This window comes from Kitasatospora sp. NPDC087315 (genome assembly GCF_044744345.1).
Classification (GTDB): domain Bacteria; phylum Actinomycetota; class Actinomycetes; order Streptomycetales; family Streptomycetaceae; genus Kitasatospora.
The window spans coordinates 102109-118719 of record NZ_JBIUYD010000024.1 but is presented as its reverse complement, the minus strand read 5'-3'; the positions used below and the strand labels follow the sequence as shown (position 1 = coordinate 118719).

General features: G+C 73.6%; 17 protein-coding genes and 1 pseudogene. 6 read left to right on the top strand and 12 right to left on the bottom strand.

Annotated features, from left to right (window positions below; all coding sequences use genetic code 11):
* Positions 1–12: 12 nt before the first annotated feature.
* A complete protein-coding gene (locus ACIO5D_RS30010) occupies positions 13–1227 on the bottom strand; it encodes a pyridoxal phosphate-dependent aminotransferase (protein ID WP_363613597.1) in 1215 nt (404 codons plus the stop codon).
* A 120-nt stretch (positions 1228–1347) separates the two neighbouring features.
* Between ACIO5D_RS30010 and ACIO5D_RS30005 the strand changes: the two are divergent.
* Both ACIO5D_RS30005 and ACIO5D_RS30000 read left to right on the top strand, forming a co-directional pair.
* Positions 1348–1710, top strand: a pseudogene (locus tag ACIO5D_RS30005) (winged helix-turn-helix transcriptional regulator); the annotation flags it as partial.
* Between the two features lie 67 nt (positions 1711–1777).
* The gene (locus ACIO5D_RS30000; RefSeq protein WP_400656511.1) at positions 1778–2230 is read left to right on the top strand and encodes a DUF3291 domain-containing protein; all 453 of its coding nucleotides are present in this window, start codon (positions 1778–1780) and stop codon (positions 2228–2230) included.
* Positions 2231–2340: 110 nt separating this feature from the next.
* Here the strand turns inward: ACIO5D_RS30000 and ACIO5D_RS29995 are convergent, their stop codons facing one another.
* On the bottom strand, positions 2341–3330 hold the full coding sequence (locus tag ACIO5D_RS29995) for an LPXTG cell wall anchor domain-containing protein (RefSeq protein ID WP_400656509.1): 990 nt from the start codon (positions 3328–3330) through the stop codon (positions 2341–2343).
* Between the two features lie 388 nt (positions 3331–3718).
* Between ACIO5D_RS29995 and ACIO5D_RS29990 the strand changes: the two genes are divergently transcribed.
* On the top strand, positions 3719–4591 hold the full coding sequence (locus tag ACIO5D_RS29990) for an SGNH/GDSL hydrolase family protein (protein WP_400656558.1): 873 nt from the start codon (positions 3719–3721) through the stop codon (positions 4589–4591).
* A gap of 9 nt (positions 4592–4600) precedes the next feature.
* Here ACIO5D_RS29990 and ACIO5D_RS29985 read toward each other — a convergent pair whose 3' ends face one another.
* Together ACIO5D_RS29985 and ACIO5D_RS29980 are read right to left on the bottom strand one after the other, a co-directional pair.
* Positions 4601–5347, bottom strand: a complete 747-nt coding sequence (locus tag ACIO5D_RS29985) for a hypothetical protein (protein ID WP_400656507.1) — start codon at positions 5345–5347, stop codon at positions 4601–4603.
* Positions 5348–5432: 85 nt separating this feature from the next.
* Positions 5433–7058: a DUF2079 domain-containing protein gene (locus ACIO5D_RS29980; RefSeq protein ID WP_400656505.1), complete on the bottom strand. Its 1626-nt coding sequence runs from the start codon at positions 7056–7058 to the stop codon at positions 5433–5435.
* A 213-nt stretch (positions 7059–7271) separates the two neighbouring features.
* Here ACIO5D_RS29980 and ACIO5D_RS29975 point away from each other — a divergent pair, with 213 nt between their 5' ends.
* Positions 7272–8216 (top strand): pentapeptide repeat-containing protein, encoded by a 945-nt coding sequence (locus ACIO5D_RS29975; protein WP_400656503.1) that lies wholly within the window; start codon positions 7272–7274, stop codon positions 8214–8216.
* A gap of 54 nt (positions 8217–8270) precedes the next feature.
* The gene (locus tag ACIO5D_RS29970; protein WP_363613587.1) at positions 8271–8873 is read left to right on the top strand and encodes a DUF4240 domain-containing protein; all 603 of its coding nucleotides are present in this window, start codon (positions 8271–8273) and stop codon (positions 8871–8873) included.
* A 74-nt stretch (positions 8874–8947) separates the two neighbouring features.
* Here ACIO5D_RS29970 and ACIO5D_RS29965 read toward each other — a convergent pair whose 3' ends face one another.
* The 8 genes from ACIO5D_RS29965 to ACIO5D_RS29930 form a co-directional block, all read right to left on the bottom strand.
* Complete coding sequence (locus ACIO5D_RS29965; RefSeq protein ID WP_363613585.1) at positions 8948–9550, bottom strand: hypothetical protein; 603 nt, start codon at positions 9548–9550, stop codon at positions 8948–8950.
* Positions 9547–10845 (bottom strand): hypothetical protein, encoded by a 1299-nt coding sequence (locus ACIO5D_RS29960; protein WP_363613583.1) that lies wholly within the window; start codon positions 10843–10845, stop codon positions 9547–9549. The genes ACIO5D_RS29965 and ACIO5D_RS29960 overlap by 4 nt, the downstream gene beginning before the upstream one ends.
* Positions 10846–10847: 2 nt before the next feature.
* Entirely contained in the window at positions 10848–11594 is a 747-nt protein-coding gene (locus tag ACIO5D_RS29955; RefSeq protein ID WP_363613581.1) for an ATP-binding cassette domain-containing protein, read from the bottom strand.
* 189 nt (positions 11595–11783) lie between these two features.
* The gene (locus ACIO5D_RS29950; protein WP_363613579.1) at positions 11784–12185 is read right to left on the bottom strand and encodes a hypothetical protein; all 402 of its coding nucleotides are present in this window, start codon (positions 12183–12185) and stop codon (positions 11784–11786) included.
* Positions 12186–12535: 350 nt separating this feature from the next.
* Positions 12536–13267, bottom strand: coding sequence for a tyrosine-protein phosphatase (locus ACIO5D_RS29945; RefSeq protein WP_400798998.1), 732 nt, complete (start codon positions 13265–13267; stop codon positions 12536–12538).
* Between the two features lie 91 nt (positions 13268–13358).
* Positions 13359–13640, bottom strand: coding sequence for a hypothetical protein (locus tag ACIO5D_RS29940; protein ID WP_363613575.1), 282 nt, complete (start codon positions 13638–13640; stop codon positions 13359–13361).
* A gap of 179 nt (positions 13641–13819) precedes the next feature.
* The gene (locus ACIO5D_RS29935; protein ID WP_400656497.1) at positions 13820–14587 is read right to left on the bottom strand and encodes a hypothetical protein; all 768 of its coding nucleotides are present in this window, start codon (positions 14585–14587) and stop codon (positions 13820–13822) included.
* A gap of 115 nt (positions 14588–14702) precedes the next feature.
* Positions 14703–15716: a hypothetical protein gene (locus ACIO5D_RS29930; protein WP_400798996.1), complete on the bottom strand. Its 1014-nt coding sequence runs from the start codon at positions 15714–15716 to the stop codon at positions 14703–14705.
* A gap of 203 nt (positions 15717–15919) precedes the next feature.
* Here ACIO5D_RS29930 and ACIO5D_RS29925 point away from each other — a divergent pair, with 203 nt between their 5' ends.
* The gene (locus ACIO5D_RS29925; RefSeq protein WP_400798993.1) at positions 15920–16486 is read left to right on the top strand and encodes a MepB family protein; all 567 of its coding nucleotides are present in this window, start codon (positions 15920–15922) and stop codon (positions 16484–16486) included.
* Positions 16487–16611: the final 125 nt, after the last annotated feature.

Genomic DNA, 16611 nt, shown 5'->3' with positions numbered 1-16611 from the left:
GGGCCGGTCCGCTCAGACCTGCCGGTACGTGGTGAGGAAGCGGCCGATCCGGTTGATCGCCGTCTCCAGGTCGTCGGCCCGGGGGAGGGTGACGAAGCGGAAGTGGTCCGGGCGCGGCCAGTTGAAGCCGGTGCCCTGGACGACGTGGATCTTCTCGCGGAGCAGCAGGTCCAGCACGAACTGCTCGTCGTCGACGATCCGGTGCACCGCCGGGTCGAGCCTGGCGAAGGCGTACAGCGCGCCCTTGGGCTTGACGCAGCTGACGCCGGGGATCTCGTTCAGCGCCTTGAACGCGACGTCCCGCTGTTCGGCCAGCCGGCCGGTGGGCAGCACCAGGTCGTTGATGGACTGGTGGCCGCCGAGCGCGGCCTGCACCGCGTACTGGGCGGGGACGTTGGGGCAGAGCCGCATGCCGGAGAGCATGGTCAGGCCCTCCAGGTAGTCGGAGGCGTGCTGCTTCGGCCCGGAGACGACCAGCCAGCCGCTGCGGAAGCCCGCCACCCGGTAGGACTTGGAGAGTCCGTTGAAGGTGAGGGTGAGCACGTCGTCGGCGAGCGCGGCCAGGCAGTGGTGCTCGGTGCCGTCGTAGAGGATCTTGTCGTAGATCTCGTCGGCCAGCACCATCAGCTGATGGCGGCGGGCGAGGTCGAGGATGCCCTCCAGCAGCTCCTTCGGATAGACCGCGCCGGTGGGGTTGTTGGGGTTGATGACGACGATGGCCTTGGTGCGGGCCGTGATCCTGGACGCGATGTCGTCGAGGTCGGGGTACCACTCCGCCTCCTCGTCGCAGGCGTAGTGCACCGCCTTGCCGCCGGCGAGCCGGATCACCGCCGTCCAGAGCGGGTAGTCGGGCATCGGGACGAGCACCTCGTCGCCGTCGTCCACCAGGGCGGTGACGGCCATCTGGATCAGCTCGGAGACGCCGTTGCCGAGGTAGACGTCGTTGACGGTGACCCCGTCGACGCCGCGCTGCTGGTAGTACTGCACCACCGCGCGCCGGGCCGGCAGGATGCCGCGCGAGTCGCTGTAGCCGTGCGCGTTGGGCAGGTTGCGGATGATGTCCTGGAGGATCTCTTCGGGCGCCTCGAAGCCGAACGTGGCCGGGTTGCCGGTGTTCAGCCGCAGCACGCTGTGCCCGGCCTCCTCCAGCGCGTTGGCCCGGTCGACCACCGGGCCCCGGATCTCGTAGCACACGCCTGTCAGCTTGCTGGACTGCCGAAACTCCATCTGCGGCCTCCCGACCCGTCACCCGCCGTGGCCGTACGCGCCACCGGCGCGCCGTCCTGGTTGCTTTGTTCTACCAAGTAAGCACTTGGAAAGTCCAACCTTTTGGCTATGCTGATCCACATGTCACGCCGAAGCTACGACCAGTACTGCGCCGTCGCCCGCGCCCTGGACGCGGTGGGGGAGCGCTGGAGCCTCCTGATCGTCCGTGAACTCCTCGCCGGCCCGCGCCGCTACACCGACCTGCACGCCGACCTGCCCGGCGTCTCCACCGACATCCTCGCCGCCCGCCTCAAGCAGCTGGAGGGCGAGGGCCTGGTGACCCGCCGTCGGCTCGAACGACCCGCCAACGCCACCGTCTACGAGCTCACCGGGCGCGGCGCGGCACTGCGCCAGGTCGTCGACGCGCTCGGCACCTGGGGCCTCGACGCGCTCGGCGAGCAGCGGCCGACCGACGCCGTCCGGGCGCACTGGGTCACCCCGCCCGCCGACGACCGGGCGGCGCAGCGGAATTCGGCGGACACCGCGGTGCCGGCCGGTTAGGGTCCTGCCGGTGACGTCCCACGAACTCGCCCAGGTCAACATCTCCCGGATGCTCGAACCCATCGACAGCCCCCTGCTCGCGGGCTTCGTCGCCGCCCTCGGGCCCGTCAACGCGCTCGCCGACGAGGCCGACGGCTTCGTCTGGCGACTCACGAGCGACGAGGGGTACGCGACCGGCTTCCGGATCTTCGACGACGAGTGGCTGCTGGTCAACCTCTCGGTCTGGCGCGACCCCGAGGCCCTGGACGCCTTCGTCCACCACTCCGAACACCGGGCCGTGATGCGCCGGCGCCGGGAGTGGTTCGCCCGGCCCGCCGAGGCGATGACCGCGCTCTGGTGGGTCCCGGCCGGCCACCGTCCCACCCCGCAGGAGGCCCAGCACCGCCTCACCCTGCTGCGCACGGACGGCCCGACCCCGGCGGCCTTCACCATGCGCCGGCCCTTCGCCCCACCGGCGGGGTGACCCCGCCTCCGCCCCGCCTCCGCCCAGGAGTTCAGGAACGCCTGGTCCGGAACGACGACGTCCCGCCCGCGCGGGTGCGTGGGCGGGGCGGAGCGTGTCGGGCCGGTGGGTCAGCCGCGGGCGTTCTTACGGCGGCGGGCGACGAGGACCGCCACGCCACCGAGGGCGATGGCGGCGGCGCCGGTGACGGCGAGCGGCACAGTGCTGGAGCTGCTGCCGGTTTCGGCGAGGCGGCCGCCGGTGGCGGTCGTGGTGCCGGTGCCGGTGCTGCGGGCACCGGCCGGGACGACGGCGCCGGTGGCGGTCGAGGTCGCGGACGGCGAGGCGGACGGGGAGGCGGACGGGGAGGCGCTCGCGGTGGGCGAGGTGCTCGCCGACGGGGAGGCCGTGGCGGTCGGCTCGTCGCGGAAGGTGACGAGACTGGTGGACGATCCGGTCAGCCGGTTGCAGGTGTACTTCACGTTGGTGGGGCCGGCCCCGTACGGGAGCACCTCGGAGGCGCCTGAGACGGAGAGGGTGTAGCCCTGGGCCTTCGCCGCCGGGTCGGCGGAGATCCGGAGCACCACGGTGAACATCTCTTGCGACGGGATCTTGTGGTGACCGAGGGACACCGACCCGGTGGCGGAGTCCGGTGTGACCGGGGCCCAGACGGTGTCGCCCTGGAACTTCACCCCGATCTCGGGCGGGACGGCCCCCGTCGCGCTCCTGATCACGGCGGTGATCCGGAAGTCGGTGAGCGTCGTCGAGCTGCTGTTGAAGAAGGAGACGGCCATGTCCCGGGTGGATCCGTCGGTGCCGAGGGTGACGCCGTGGACCGGCATGCCCTCCTCGCGCACGTACATGCAGCCCTGGGGCAGGGTGGGGGTGGCCGTCGGGGTGGCCGTGGCGGACGGCGTGGTGGTGTCCGAGGGCGTGGCGGTGGCGGTGGCGGACGGGGTGTCCGTCGCCTCGGCGGACGGCGTGGTGGTGACAGGCGCCGACGCCGTCGCAGAGGGGCTCGGTGTGGCGTCGTCGGCGAAGGCGCCGGTGGTCCCGGAGACCATCGCGCTCGCAGTGAGCACGAACAGGGCGGCGGTGGCCGTCAGACGGGAGGTGCGCACGATCACGGCTCCGGCTGTGAGAAGTGATGGGGATGAAGGTCTGATGAGAGGACGTACGAATGATGCGAACGGTTGTACGTGCTCGTCACCCGATCCCCGGAGCAGTCGTCAGCTGTGCGCGCCGATGGGTGCGGGATCGGGCGGCGATCTGCGCGAAGGTGTGGTCGCGCTCATCGTCTCCTGGGCGGTGGTCGCGGCCGCGTTCGCCGTCCACGTCCACCACTTCGTCCACAGCTGCACAGCGGAGGAGGAGGTGCCCGCCGAGCATCTGCGGCGCCGCGGCCGGCACCCCCGTGGCCTGCCGTCGCGGACGCCACCGGCGTGGTGGGGTGGCAGGGCGCGGGCCGAAGCGAGCCGCCGGGAGGGGCGCGCGTACCATCGTCGGGTCATGGAGAACGCCACCCACACCGCGCCCGCCAAGCCCACCGCGCCCACCGCGTACGCCAGTTACGTCGCCATCGGGGACTCCTTCACCGAGGGCATGTGCGACGACCTGCTGCCCGACGGCCACTACCGGGGCTGGGCCGACCGCGTCGCCGCCCGGCTCGCCGCCGAGCGGCCCGCCGAGGAGTTCCGGTACGCCAACCTCGCCGTCCGGGGCAAGCTCATCGGCCAGATCCACGACGAGCAGCTGGCCCCCGCCACCGCGCTGCGCGCCGACCTCGTCACCCTGGCCGGCGGCCTCAACGACGTCCTGCGGCCGCGCTGCGACATCGACCGGATCGAGGACCTGCTCGGCCGCTCCGCCACCGCGCTGCGCGCCACCGGCGCCACCGTGGTCCTGTTCACCAGCACCGACCCCACCCGCCGGATGGCCGGCAGCGCCCGGCTGCTCCCCGCCATCCTGCGGATGAAGGCCTTCGTGCACGAGCTGGGCCAGGACCGGGGCATCGCCGTGGTCGACCTGTTCGCCGCGCCCTGCTTCGACGACCGCCGCCTCTGGGCCGAGGACCGCCTGCACCTCTCGCCCGAAGGCCACCGCCGGGTCGCCGAGGGCGTGCTGGAGGCCCTCGGCCGCCCCGCCGCCTTCGACTGGCGCGCCCCGCTGCCGGCCGCCGCCCCGCCCGGCCGTACCGAGAAGCTGGCCGCCGACGCCCGCTGGCTGCGCACCCACGTCGGCCCCTGGATCGGCCGCCGTCTCACCGGCCGCTCCTCCGGCGACGGCCGGCCCCCGAAGCGCGCGGAGCTGCTGCCGTACGAGCCGTCCGAGCCGTCCGAGCCGTCCGAGTCGTACAAGTCGTCCGAGCCGTACGGGGGCTGAACCGGAGGGTCACCGCCCGGGATCCGGCAGCCGCCGGCCGAAGGGCATCAGGTCCCGCTCCCAGCCGGGTGGCCCGGCCGGCGCGGCGGCGGCCTCCGGGGCTCGCAGCAGACCGCGGTGGCGCAGCAGCTCACGCCGTTCGGCGGGTGTCAGCAGCCGCTCCTCCGGGCTGAGGTTCGCCGGGTGGTCCGGGTGGAGGTCCGGGCTGCCGTCGATCGGGCGGTCCTCCGCCACGTTGAGCAGATCGCCGGCCGGGGTCCGGTAGTCGAGGCGGAGGTCGGTGCACCACTGCGAGTTGCTGCCCCACCCGTGGGAGAGGTCGACCGTCGGCCGGTGGCGCCGCCGGAAGGCCCAGTAGAGCGGCGGGCGGTCGGCGACGCCGCGCTGGGTGTGCTCCACTCCGGCGCGGACCCGGACGCCGGCCCGGCCGAACAGCAGTCGGCCCAGCCGAAGGCCGGGCCGGACCACCCCGGTGAGCTCGATCGGCGTGCCCGGGTCGTCGGCCTGCTCGACCTCGCCGATCTCGTGCCGGAACGGGTCGAAGCCGCCGTCCTTGAACGAGGTCATGCCGAGCGCGGTGAACAGGCCGAGGTACTCGTCCTCCGAGAACCCGAGCCACGGGCCCGGGGCATCGACCCCGTCGCCGGGCGGCTGGAAGGAGAGCAGCAGCAGGTCGCTGACCGCCTCGTACGCCTCCGGCCCCTCGTACGCCGTCAGGGCCTCGTACAGCCCGCGCGCTCCCACCTCGATCGCCATGCCCGGAGCCTGGGGTCTGTGGTCGGCGCGCAGGCGGGAGTTCGACGACGGCCCCAGGACGCGGACGTCCGAACGGGCCGGCCGCTCAGCCGCGGAAGAGGTTGTGGCCGACGTCGCTCGGCACCTCGTCCTGGTAGCCGGTGCTGTCCGGGCCGGGGACGTGCTCGCCCGGGACCGGTTCGGTGCTCTCGTGGTGCAGCAGCACCACGCCGTCCTCGGCCCAGATCTGCCGGTAGCCGTGCGCCAGCAGCAGCTCGATCCGGGCGGCCTGCTCGCGGTCGGTCTTGAACGGGAACGCCCGCTTGTCGGAGCGGATCAGCACGTACTCCCGGCCGCGCGGGGTGCCGTCCACCAGGACCACGTCGGTCCGGGCGGTCAGCCGCGGGGCGGCCTGGTTGTCGGCCTCGACCGTCGCGCCGTCCGGGATCTGCGCGGCGCCCCGGATCAGCGCCGCCTCGCTCGGCTTCGGCTGCCAGTAGGCGGGGACGAACAGGTTCGCCACCCCGAGCGGCAGCGCGGCCGCGACCGTCACGGCGGCGGCCGCCACCCCGAGCCGCCGGGTGCGCACGCTGCCGTGGCAGCGGCCCAGTACCTCCAGCGCCGCGACCAGCAGGATCGGCCAGAGGAACGCGTCGTAGTGCCGGGCGATCGACCAGTGGTTGGGGTTGCTGGAGAGTACCCGCTCCGCCAGCAGCGGCACCGCGCACAGCACCGTCGCGGAGCGCAGCGGCAGGGCGAACAGCGTGCCGAAGAGCCAGAGCAGCAGTAGCGGCTTCAGCGGCGCGTCGAACATCGACGAGACGAGGATCGTCGGGTTGGACAGCACATGGGAGACGGCCGAGCCGCCGTCCTCGCCGAGCGAATCGTAGTTCCAGTAGTAGCCCGGCACCCCGCCCATCGCGGGCACCAGCCAGGCGATCGCGACCACCGAGGCGAGCGGCCCGCCGAGCAGGAAACCGGCACCCCAGCGGACCGTCCGCCGGCGCCGCGCGGTGTCCTCGTCCCTGCGGCCGCGCAGGATCAGCACCAGCCCGTAGGCGCCGACCGCCAGTCCGAGGTCCTCCTTGGTGCAGCAGAGCAGCAGGGCGGCCAGTGCGGCCGTGCCGTACCGGCGGGCCAGGCCGCGCTCCAGCATCAGCAGGGTCAGCGGCACCGCGAAGGCCACCTCGTGGAAGCCGCCGCGCGAGGCCACCAGCAGCGGCCAGCCCAGCCCGTACGCCAGCGCCGCCAGGTCGGCGGCGCGGCGGGCGGTGCGCGGGTCGGCGTCCGCGAAGCAGTGGTCGGCGACCCGGCGGATCAGCGGGACGCCGGCCGCGAAGAGCAGCGCCTGGCCGATCAGCAGCGAGCGCGGGTCGTCCCAGATCCAGTAGAGCGGCGCCATCAGCGCGATCACGGGGGAGAAGTGGTCGCCGAGGAGGGAGAAGCCCGGGGGGAACTCGTGGTGGAAGCTCTTCAGCGTCGACACCGGCAGGCCGAGGTTCGTGTAGCCGCGCACACCCTGGTCGAAGATGCCGAGGTCGAAGCCGCCCAGCTGGGCGGTGGTCCACTGCTGCGCGCCGATGGCGAGGCAGACGGCGAAGCAGAGCAGGGTGAACCCGAGGGTGCGGGTGCGCGCCGAGAGGCGCGGGGCCGAGGCCGTCACGGGCGCGGCGGGCGGGTCGTCCCTGGTGCCCTCGGCGTCCGGGTGTGCCGTGACGTCGTGCCGGGACATTCCTGCTCTCCTCCTGCGTCCGGGGCGGGATCGGCGGACCGAACCGACACCGGCCGACCACACTAACGGACTACGGCCGGGACTCCGCCGGTTCCCGGCCGCCCCTGCGGCCCCGGCCGCCCAGGGCCCGCGAGCGGGATCGGCACGCTCCACATCGGTACGCTCTACTGCGGACCCGGGCCGGCCGGGCGCCGCAGTACGGAGGACTCACAGGTGACCGACAGCACGAGCACTGGCACGAGCGGTGGCACCGGCGCGAGCCCGGGCGTGGCCCTGGCGGCGGACTGCGGGAGCTGCTTCGGGCTGTGCTGCGTGGCGCTGCCCTTCGCGGCCTCCACCGACTTCGCGGTCAACAAGGCCGCCGGCACCCCGTGCCGCAATCTGCGGACCGACTTCAGCTGCGGCATCCACGTCCAGCTGCGGGACCGCGGCTTCCAGGGCTGCACGGTGTACGACTGCTTCGGAGCCGGTCAGCGCGTCTCCCAGGTGACCTTCGGCGGCCGGAGCTGGCGCGAGGCGCCGGAGGACGCGCAGGGGATGTTCGACGTGTTCCCGGTGGTGCGGCAGCTGCACGAGCTGCTCTGGTACCTCACCGAGGCGCTGACCTTCGCCCCCGCCCGACCCGTGCACGCCGAGCTGCGCCGGGTGCTGGAGGAGACCGACCGGCTCGCCCAGGGCAGCCCGGCCGAGATCCTCGCGGTGGACGTGCCGGCCCACCGGCAGCGGGTGAGCGAGCTGCTGCTGCGGGCCGGCGAACTCGTCCGGGCCGCCGTCCCGCGCCGCCGTGAGCACCGGGGGGCCGACCTGTTCGGCGCCCGCCTGCGCGGCGCGGACCTGCGGGGCGCCAACCTGCGTGGCGCCCTGCTCGTCGCCGCCGACCTCGGCGGTGCGGACCTGCGGCTCGCGGATCTGATCGGGGCCGACCTGCGGGACGCCAACCTGGCGGGTGCCGACCTCACCGAGGCCCTCTTCCTCACCCAGGCCCAGCTCAACGCGGCGCGCGGCGACGCCTCCACCCGGCTTCCGTCCGCCCTCACCCGGCCCGCCCACTGGCCGGACACGGCTGCCGGGGCCGCCCCGGCGGCCGAGCGCAGCCGGCCCGGCAAGCCCCAGAGCGGCCGTCCGGCCGGGCGCACCGGCAGGCCGCGCCGCCGCTGAGCGACCGCCGTTGAGGGACTGCGGCTGAGTGACTACCGGGAGCGCTTGCTGCCCGTGCCGTTGTCCGTGCCGTCGGGGATGCTGTTCGCGCAGGGGGCGACGGCGGACAAGGAGCGGGCGATGCGGTTCGACGACGAGGCCGTGCGGGTGGCGGGCGGAGGAGCGCCCGATCAGCCGGCGATGCCCTGGGAGCGGTTCTGGCAGCTGATCGACGGGCTCGGCGGCGCGGCCGGGACCGCGGACTGCCAGGGTTTCGATGACGCCTGCGCCCGGCTGACCGAAGTCCTGGCAGAGCGGCCGCTGGAGGAGATCATCGGCTTCGGCGAGCGGCTCGCCGAGGCCCTGTACCGGCTGGACCGGGAGGACTTCGGCAGGCTGCCCGTGCTCGGGATGGAGCTGCCCGACGGCTCGCCGTTCCCCCAGTCGGACGACGGCTTCCTGTACGCGCGGGCCGCCGTGGTGGCCGCCGGCCGAGAGGTGTACGAGGACGTCCTCGGCCATCCCGAGCGGTTCGCGCCGTTCACCGCGAGCTCGTGCGAGTCGCTGCTGTACGTGCACGAGGAGGCGTTCGAGCTGGTGACCGGGGCGGAGTGGGACCGCCCGACCCGCTACGACTACGAGTCCTGCTCGAACCGGGAGGGCTGGCCCGGGCGCTGACCCCGGGGCCCGGCGGGAGGACCGGAATGGGAAGTCGGCCCCGTCGACTTCCCATTCCGGGGTAGGGGGCCTGCTCAGGCGAGGACGCGCAGTTCCACCGCCGGGCGGCGGCGCAGCAGGGCGCAGGCCGCGCCCGCGAGCAGGGTGAGCGCCACCAGGGTGAGCGCCTGCGGGGAGTCCCCGGGGTGGAGCGGCCAGGCCCAGGGCTGCGGTCCGCCGCCCCGGCGCCAGCCCGCGGCGGAGCAGAGCAGCGGGACGACGGCGACGGCCGCGGCGGCCGGGCGGTGGCCGATCAGCGGGTGCAGCAGCAGCGCCAGACCGGTGTACCCGGCGATGTTGCGGCCGAGGACGAGTGCGAGGTCGCCCTGTCCGGCCGCGCAGACGAGCACGCCCGCCAGTGCGCCGACGGCCGCGACCGCGAGGGCGAGCCCGGTGTCCAGCCCGCGCAGGAACCGTCCGGCCACCGCCTCTGTCCGCAGGTCGCCCCGGCCTAGCCCGTGCAGCAGGTAGACCGCCGGGAACAGGGTGACGAGGTGCGCGACCAGGAAGTGCCCGGCCTGGCCGCGCAGCGCGGGCACCGGCAGCTCGCCGTCGCCGATGAGCAGGCCCACCGCGAACGTCCCGGCCAGTGCGGCGGCGATGGCCGGCACCGAGCGGGCCTTGCTCCACCAGATCACCGGTCACCGCCGTCGGCGAGCGCGGCCGGTGCGGGCGGGGTCAGCGCGGGTGGCGCGTCGCAGCGGCGCATGGCTTCCGCATTCCGTTGGTACCAGTCGAGTTGGGCCTCCGGAGGGAGCCGCAGTACCTGTTCGGCGAGGGCCACGTCCGCCTCCCCGAACCGTCCGCCCGCGGGGTGCGGCGCGCTGCCGGGTGCTGCCTTCGCGGTGAGCCAGGCGGTCACCGGTCCGGCGGCCACGCCGGCCGGGTACGAGTCCCCGTGCAGGGCGCACGCGGGGACGCGGGGGACCAGCCCGCCGACCACGCCCGGCATCACGTCCGCCGCCCTGGCGGTGGTCGGGATGCCGAACTTGGCCTCGCCAGGGCCTGGTTGGGCCGCCATGGTGAGCACGCCAGGCACCGGTACGCCCCCGGAGGCCAGGGTGGTGACGACCCGCCGGGCCTCCTCGCGGACCGCGCCCGAGCGGGCCCCGCCCAGTTCGGGCCAGAGGCAGATCCTCGGCCGTTCGCCGTCGCAGACCAGCGCACTGGCGGGCCGGGCGAGGACGGGCGTCGGGCCGAGGTCCTGGGCCAGGTGCGCGGCGAGGCCGATCCCGCCGGCCGTCACCGCCAGCCCGGTGGCGAGCGCGATCGGGGCACCGCGCCGACGGATCACCAGGACGGCCGCCGCGGACACCGCGCCGGAGAACGCCAGCGCGCTCAACACGGCACGTTCGTCCAGGACCTGATCCACCGAGCAGCAGTCGGAGAGGCCGCCGCCGACCAGGTGCCGCAGCCAGAACTCGTCGAAGGAGGCCGGATAGGCGTTCAGGACGAAGCTGCTGATCAGCGCGAGCGGCACGGCGAGGACGGACGCCAGGACCCGCCCGACGATCGACCCGACCAGGGTGTTCGCGACGAGGAGCCCGGCCCAGACCGCGAGGACGCCGGGCTGCGGCACCCCGGAGGCCGTGCCGCCGGCCAGCGCCGTGCTGCCGAGCGCGGCGGCCATGCCGAGCGCGCCCATCACGGCCACCGGCAGCAGGACGGGCGCGGTGATGGTCAGGGGGGACCGCACCGGCGAGTGGTCGAAGACCCGCCCCCGGTGCAGCCGGCCCGCCTCCCAGGCGCCCGCGGCCGCGCAGGCCGCGCAGACGAAGGGCAGGGCGAAGGTCGCGTGCCCGGCGGCGGAGAGCCCGTAGGCCGGGGTGACCCAGGCGGTGAGGTCGTCGCCGAGGGCGACCAGGACGAAGCCGACGAGGAACGGCAGCGCGCGGGTGGCGGCGGAGGTGCGCAGAACGGTGCGCAGCAGCATGGTCAGGCCTCCCGTTCGACCAGCCGCGTGTACGCGGCCTCGGCCCGCTCGCGCGGCGAACCGCTCGCCCCGGCGGCGAGCGCGTGGAACTCCTCGGTGCCGCCCTGGAAGCGGACTTCACCCTGGTCCAGCACCACCACGTGCCGGTAGGTGTCGGCGAGGTCCTCGGTCTGGTGGGTGGAGACGATCACATGGACCTCGTCGGCCAGGTCCTCGACCAGGCTGCGGAACATCCCGCGCTGGGCCGGGTCGAGCCCGGCGGTCGGCTCGTCCATCAGGATCAGTTCGCTGTGGTGGGCCAGGCACCCCGCGATGCCCATCCGGCGCAGCTGGCCGCCGGACAGCTGGTGACCGCCGCGGTCGGCGAGCTGGGCGAGCCCGACCCGCTCCAGCGCGCCCGCCGAGGCGTGCCAGGCGGCCCCGCGCGACATGCCCTTGAGCCAGCCGGAGTACGCGACCTGCTCGCGCACGCTGAGCCCGGGCACCGGGGTCACCTGTTGCGGCAGCCAGGCCACCGCCCGCCGGTAGGCGGCCAGTTCGCCGCGCCCGGTGGCGGTCCGGCCGCGCCAGGAGACCGAGCCGTGGCCCGGCGTCAGCTGGGTGGCGGCCAGGGCCATGAGAGTGGACTTTCCGGCGCCGTTCGGCCCGAGCAGGACCGTGGCCGGATTGTCGATCCGTAAGGCGAGGCCGGTGAACAACTGGGCCTTCTGGGTGTACTGGAAGTCGACGCGGTGGAATTCAAGGGTCATGGCGGGGGCTCGACGCATTTCGCTCGGTGAGGTGGCGGGTCCGGGATCCGGGGTTCGGGGTCCGGAGCCGGGATCCCGGTCCGGGATCCGTGAGGGGAGAGCGGAGGAGCGGGGAGCGTCCGGGGTGTTCCGGCGGGAGGGGGCTTCCGCCGGAACACCCCGGACGCCCGTCGCGGGCGGTGGCCGGGGTCAGTACCGGACGCTCACCGAATCCACCCAGAGCTTGCCGCCGGAGCGCACCCCCTCCAGTGCGAAGTAGTAGTCGCCGGCGCTCTGGTCCCCCCAGGCGGACAGATCGCAGTGGTTCAGCCGGTAGCCGTAGGCCTTGTCGGGGCCGAAGACGTCCTTGTACAGCTGGAGATCGGCGTTCTTGAAGTCGTTGTTGTCGGTGGTGCAGCCCTGGAACGCCACGGTGGTGACGGTGTCGTCCCGGTCGCTGTCCCCCCAGCGGCGGGACTCCGAGCCGGGCCCCCAGTTGCTGATGTGGGACGTCCAGGAACCCTCCGCCAGGGCCGGCGTGGCCCCCGCGAACCCGAGCATCGCGGCGGCCACCAGAATGCCGCGAACGAGCTTGCGATTCTTTGCGTGCATATTCGTCCGATCTTTTCGGTGACGCCGTGCGGGCGCCATGCAGGCAAAAAGAAATGACCGGCGGTTCGACTACCGAGCTCACCCCGGTCGGACGATCCCCCCGCCGGGGAAGACATTAGCGTGCACGAACCGGCGGGGAGCACCATTTATTTCGGCCATTCGGCAGGCCTTGCCGCAGGATCGTTCGCGCGCAAGAGGGCGGACGAAAATGATCGCAGATTTAGCGTGTTCGATTGATTGCAGCATGACGGGTCGGAAAATGTCGCTGTTTGATCGAAATGGCTGACTGCTTGTGTCCGTTCGAGCTGGGCGCCGAGCGCCGGTCTGGCTGGTTCCCGACCCCCGGTCGGCTATCCGGTCAGCAGTCGGGCGCGCAGCTCGCCGATCAGGTCGTCACCGAGGCCGAGTGTGTCGGTGACATAGGCGTGGACGGAGCCGTGCGCGGCGGTGAGGTCGGCGAGAGCCAGCCGGATCACGGTCTCGGGGGCGCGCCCGAACCCGGGCCAGCGGAGCTCGCGGCCGGGGTTGGCGGCGTGCCACCGCGCGACCAGCCGGGGCGTGGCGAGTTCGGTGAGCGCGAAGTCGGCGGCTATGTCGTCCTCGGAGACGCCGAGGAGGGAGAGGACCAGCGCGGCGATCAGGCCGGTGCGGTCCTTGCCGGAGGCGCAGTGGAAGACCAGCGGTTCGTCGGCGCCGGCGATCAGTTCCAGCACTCGGCGGATCTCCGCCCCCCCGTCCTCGGCGACCTCGGCGAAGCGGTCGGCGAGATAGCGCCAGGGATCGAGGGCCGGGTCGATCTCGGCCTGGTCGTACGGGCGGTGCTCGATGGAGAGGTTGTGGTAGCTCAGGCCGTCCAGCTCCGGCACGCGGCCCGTGCGGGCCGTCTCCCACGGGTAGCGGAGGTCGATGACGGTGCGGACGCCGAGCGCCCGGAACCGTTCGAGATCGGCGGGCGAGCCGAGCCGGCCGAGCGAGTCGGCGCGGTAGAGGCGCCCCCAGCGGACCGACCGGCCGTCGGAGGCGGAGTAGCCGCCCAGGTCACGGAAGTTGTGCAACTGGTCGAAGACGATGTGTCGTGTCATGCGCGCACTCTAGGGCGTCGCCGTGGCCGCCCGGCGGCATGCGGCTGCCCCGGACCGGGTGGTGGTCCGGGGCAGCCGGGGGCGGGCCGGGTCAGCCCACGTGGCCGGGGCTGATGCCGGTCTCGGTGAAGTTGCCGCCGACGCCGTTGGCGCCGATCGCCAGGGCGGCGCTGAGGAAGGAGGCACCGCCGGGGCCGAAGTCGACGTCGGTGAGCTGGGCGGCGCTGCCGTTCGGGCCGACGGCGAACGCGCCCTGGTCGAAGTTGGCGTTGGGGACGGGGGAACCGTCGTGAGCCGAGGCGATGGTCGCCCCGCCGATGACCAGCGGGAGCGCGATGGCGGAGACGGCCAGGACGCGGTGCACAGTGCGCATGAGGAAAAGCCCTTCCAGGCATTGAAGGTGATGGTTCGGTCGGCCGCCGTGACGAAGCGGCCCTTCACCATCAACACACGCGCGCTCACGCACTGCCACCGGAGGCGGGCGTCCGGGGGGCAAGGTCACCCGGACGGCCACACGGCGCGGGGGCGCCCCCGCGCCGTGTGGCCGCGGTGTCACTCGGGCAGGCCCTTGAAGCTCGGCAGGATCGCCTTCATGGCCGTGTCGGTGTCCTCCTCGGCGTCGGCCTCACCGTAGACGGCGTTCCACGGTCGTGAGACCTCCAGGGCCTCGACCAGGATCCGGCCGTTGATGCCGTACCGGATGACCTGGGTGTAGGTCGGCGTGGAGGCGCCGGCCGTGGTCAGGTCGGCCGTGCTGGTCACCGCGAGTCCTTCGCCCCCTTCGCCCAGGGTGGGGCGGGCGGTGGTCCCGACCGGAGTGTCCTTGGCCCCGGAGGCCGTGACGGTACGGGTCTCGCAGGCCCGGGCGGCCGCCGCCAGCTCGGCGAACACCTTCTGGGCGTCCGGCTTCGGCGGCAGCAGGTACGCCCGCACCTGGAGGCCGTTCGTGTATTCGCGGATCAGCGCCGAGTAGCGCACGCCCAGGCCCACGGTCGGCCGACCGGTCTGACCGCCTCCGGTCGGGGTGAGGCTGCCGCTCTTCTCCGGCACCTCCAGACGGCACGGCGACACTTGCACCGGCTTTGTCCGGGAGGTGTAGTCGATGCCCGCGCCGTGCAGGCCGGCCAGCCCGGGCACGTAACCGGACTGCAGGATCTGCGCGATGTGCCGGGCGTTCAGGTCCGGGTGGTCCGAGGCCGGATCGTCCGCGGGGGCGGTGGTGCTGGACGACGAGGCGGAGCCGCCCGCCGAGCAGGCCGCCAGGAGAAGCGCTCCGGCGGCCAACACCACTGGAATCAAACGGCGTTCGGTCGTCTGCATGGCTCGCACCGTACCGTCCCGGCGGGCCCGGAGGGAGGCGATCGGCCGCACTGGCCGGCGGCGGCCCGTGCGGGGGCGGTGCAGGTGTCGTGGACGGCCGGGCGCGGCCGGTGTGTCAGGACCGGCCGGCGGTCTCGTCCGCCGTCATCCAGACATAGCCGAACCCGTTCGCCCACACCGCCGGTGGCCGGGCCGGACCGTACCCGCCGTCCCCGGTGGGCGAGTTGTGGCGCCGACGGCGCAGTCCGTGCAGGAAGGACGGCAGATTCGCCGCCCACAGCACCGCCGTCGTGATCAGGCCGGCCCACAGGAAGGTGCCGAAGCCCTCGATGCCGAGGGTGGGTCGCATGGCCGTGCTCAACCAGGACAGCAGCCAGAGCGTCAGCGCGATGGCGCAGACGCCGAAGGCGGCGACGAAGGGCAGGCCCGCGAGCAGGAGCGAGCGCAGGTGCGGCCAGCCGAAGTCGCTGTACACCGTGGCGCCGAGGCCGGCCAGGGCGAGGAGGAGGACGGCCAGCGCCGCCATGGTCGCCGTCGACCGCCACCACTCGTCGGCACCGAGACGGCCGATGCCGAGCCCCGAGGTCAGGAGCCACAGCGCCCCGAAGCACGCGACCAGGCGCGTGAACCGCCCCACCGACCCGGTGGCCCGCCCCTTGCGGGTGAGGCACGCGCCCGGCATCGCCAGGGCCACCGACAGGAGGAGATCGACCAGGGGGGCCACCACGAACGGCCAGAAGCCGGAGATGTGCAGGGGGAGACCGAGGTGGTCGCAGAGGACTTCCGTCAGCCACCACTGCACGGGCCCCAGTGTCACCGCGCCGATCAGCATGCCCAGGGCGGCGATACAGGAGACGGCCGCAGCGGCACCCTCGCTCCACCGGACGCGCCTCAGCAGTCGCTTCGCCAATCGGCCAGCCCGGATGGGGAGTTGGGACAGTACGAGGAAGACCAGCGCGACCGCCGCCTGCCGCCCCGCCGGTCCGTTCAGTTCGACGCCGCCGGTGATCTGTGCGGCGGTCCAGGCGGTGAGACCTCCCGCGCCGGCCCGGAGGACCTGTGTCGTTGCCGCGCCGGCCCGCCCTGCGGCTGTGGCGGTCCCGGCTTCCTCCGCGCTGCCTGCCGTCATCCGCGCATCGCCGCCCTTCACCCCCGGCCACCGCTCTGCCTGGCGCGGTGGGCCGCTTGTGAACTTGTACCCCGGGGCCGTGATGGTCACTCGGCCCGCCCCGGCCCCGCGAGTTCAGGGTCCGCGGCACGTCCGCCCGGTCGAGTGGGGGGCGGCTGGTTCGCCGGAACTCCCGGCGGCCGGGGCGATGGCAGAATGGACAAATGACGACGGACTATGGGAATTCCTCGCACCCCGACGCGGACTCCGAGCCGTGGTCCGCCGGAGACGTGGTCCATGAGGACCTCCTCGCGGCGAAGGCGCTGGTGTACGACCCGAACGGGTTCAGGTGCTCACGGCCGGTGGCCGAGGCCGAAAGCGCCGATTACGGGGCGTTCGGCTTCGTTCTGGACGGCTACTCCGTCAGGTTCCGCGCGGCCAGGACGACCCCGACCAAGGTCGGCCAGTTCGTCACGGTGTGGAAGAGGTCCGGCGACGGCCCGATCCAGCCCTTCGACGCCGAGGACGCCGATGACCTCTTCGTCATCAGTACCCGTGACGGCCGGGACTTCGGACAGTTCGTCTTCCCCCGTGAGGTGCTCTGCGAGCGGGACATCGTCGCGAGGAACGGCACGGGCGGGAAGCGGGGGTTCCGCGTCTACCCGCCGTGGGTCACCACGACGAACCGCCAGGCCCGCGGTACGCAGACCTGGCAGCTGAACCACTTCCTGCCCATCGGCGAGGACGGGCCGATCGACGCAGCCCGCGCCCGGGCGCTCTATCACCCGTGAGCCACTGACCCCGGCGTCGCACGCGTACCTCGCCCAACTCTGCCGGCGCGACCTCACCGCGCCGGGGACCACGCACGTCCCGGTCCCGCAGGAGCTCTCCCGGGAACATCCCGGGAATGTGGGAT

Bases quoted from the DNA above. Each gene is read 5' to 3' on its own strand.
- ACIO5D_RS30010 (WP_363613597.1), bottom strand. From the start codon at position 1,227: ATGGAGTTTCGGCAGTCCAGCAAGCTGACAGGCGTGTGCTACGAGATC.
- ACIO5D_RS29990 (WP_400656558.1), top strand. From the start codon at position 3,719: ATGGAGAACGCCACCCACACCGCGCCCGCCAAGCCCACCGCGCCCACC.
- ACIO5D_RS29985 (WP_400656507.1), bottom strand. From the start codon at position 5,347: ATGGCGATCGAGGTGGGAGCGCGCGGGCTGTACGAGGCCCTGACGGCG.
- ACIO5D_RS29980 (WP_400656505.1), bottom strand. From the start codon at position 7,058: ATGTCCCGGCACGACGTCACGGCACACCCGGACGCCGAGGGCACCAGG.
- ACIO5D_RS29960 (WP_363613583.1), bottom strand. From the start codon at position 10,845: ATGCTGCTGCGCACCGTTCTGCGCACCTCCGCCGCCACCCGCGCGCTG.
- ACIO5D_RS29955 (WP_363613581.1), bottom strand. From the start codon at position 11,594: ATGACCCTTGAATTCCACCGCGTCGACTTCCAGTACACCCAGAAGGCC.
- ACIO5D_RS29950 (WP_363613579.1), bottom strand. From the start codon at position 12,185: ATGCACGCAAAGAATCGCAAGCTCGTTCGCGGCATTCTGGTGGCCGCC.
- ACIO5D_RS29945 (WP_400798998.1), bottom strand. From the start codon at position 13,267: ATGACACGACACATCGTCTTCGACCAGTTGCACAACTTCCGTGACCTG.
- ACIO5D_RS29940 (WP_363613575.1), bottom strand. From the start codon at position 13,640: ATGCGCACTGTGCACCGCGTCCTGGCCGTCTCCGCCATCGCGCTCCCG.
- ACIO5D_RS29935 (WP_400656497.1), bottom strand. From the start codon at position 14,587: ATGCAGACGACCGAACGCCGTTTGATTCCAGTGGTGTTGGCCGCCGGA.
- ACIO5D_RS29930 (WP_400798996.1), bottom strand. From the start codon at position 15,716: ATGACGGCAGGCAGCGCGGAGGAAGCCGGGACCGCCACAGCCGCAGGG.
- ACIO5D_RS29925 (WP_400798993.1), top strand. From the start codon at position 15,920: ATGACGACGGACTATGGGAATTCCTCGCACCCCGACGCGGACTCCGAG.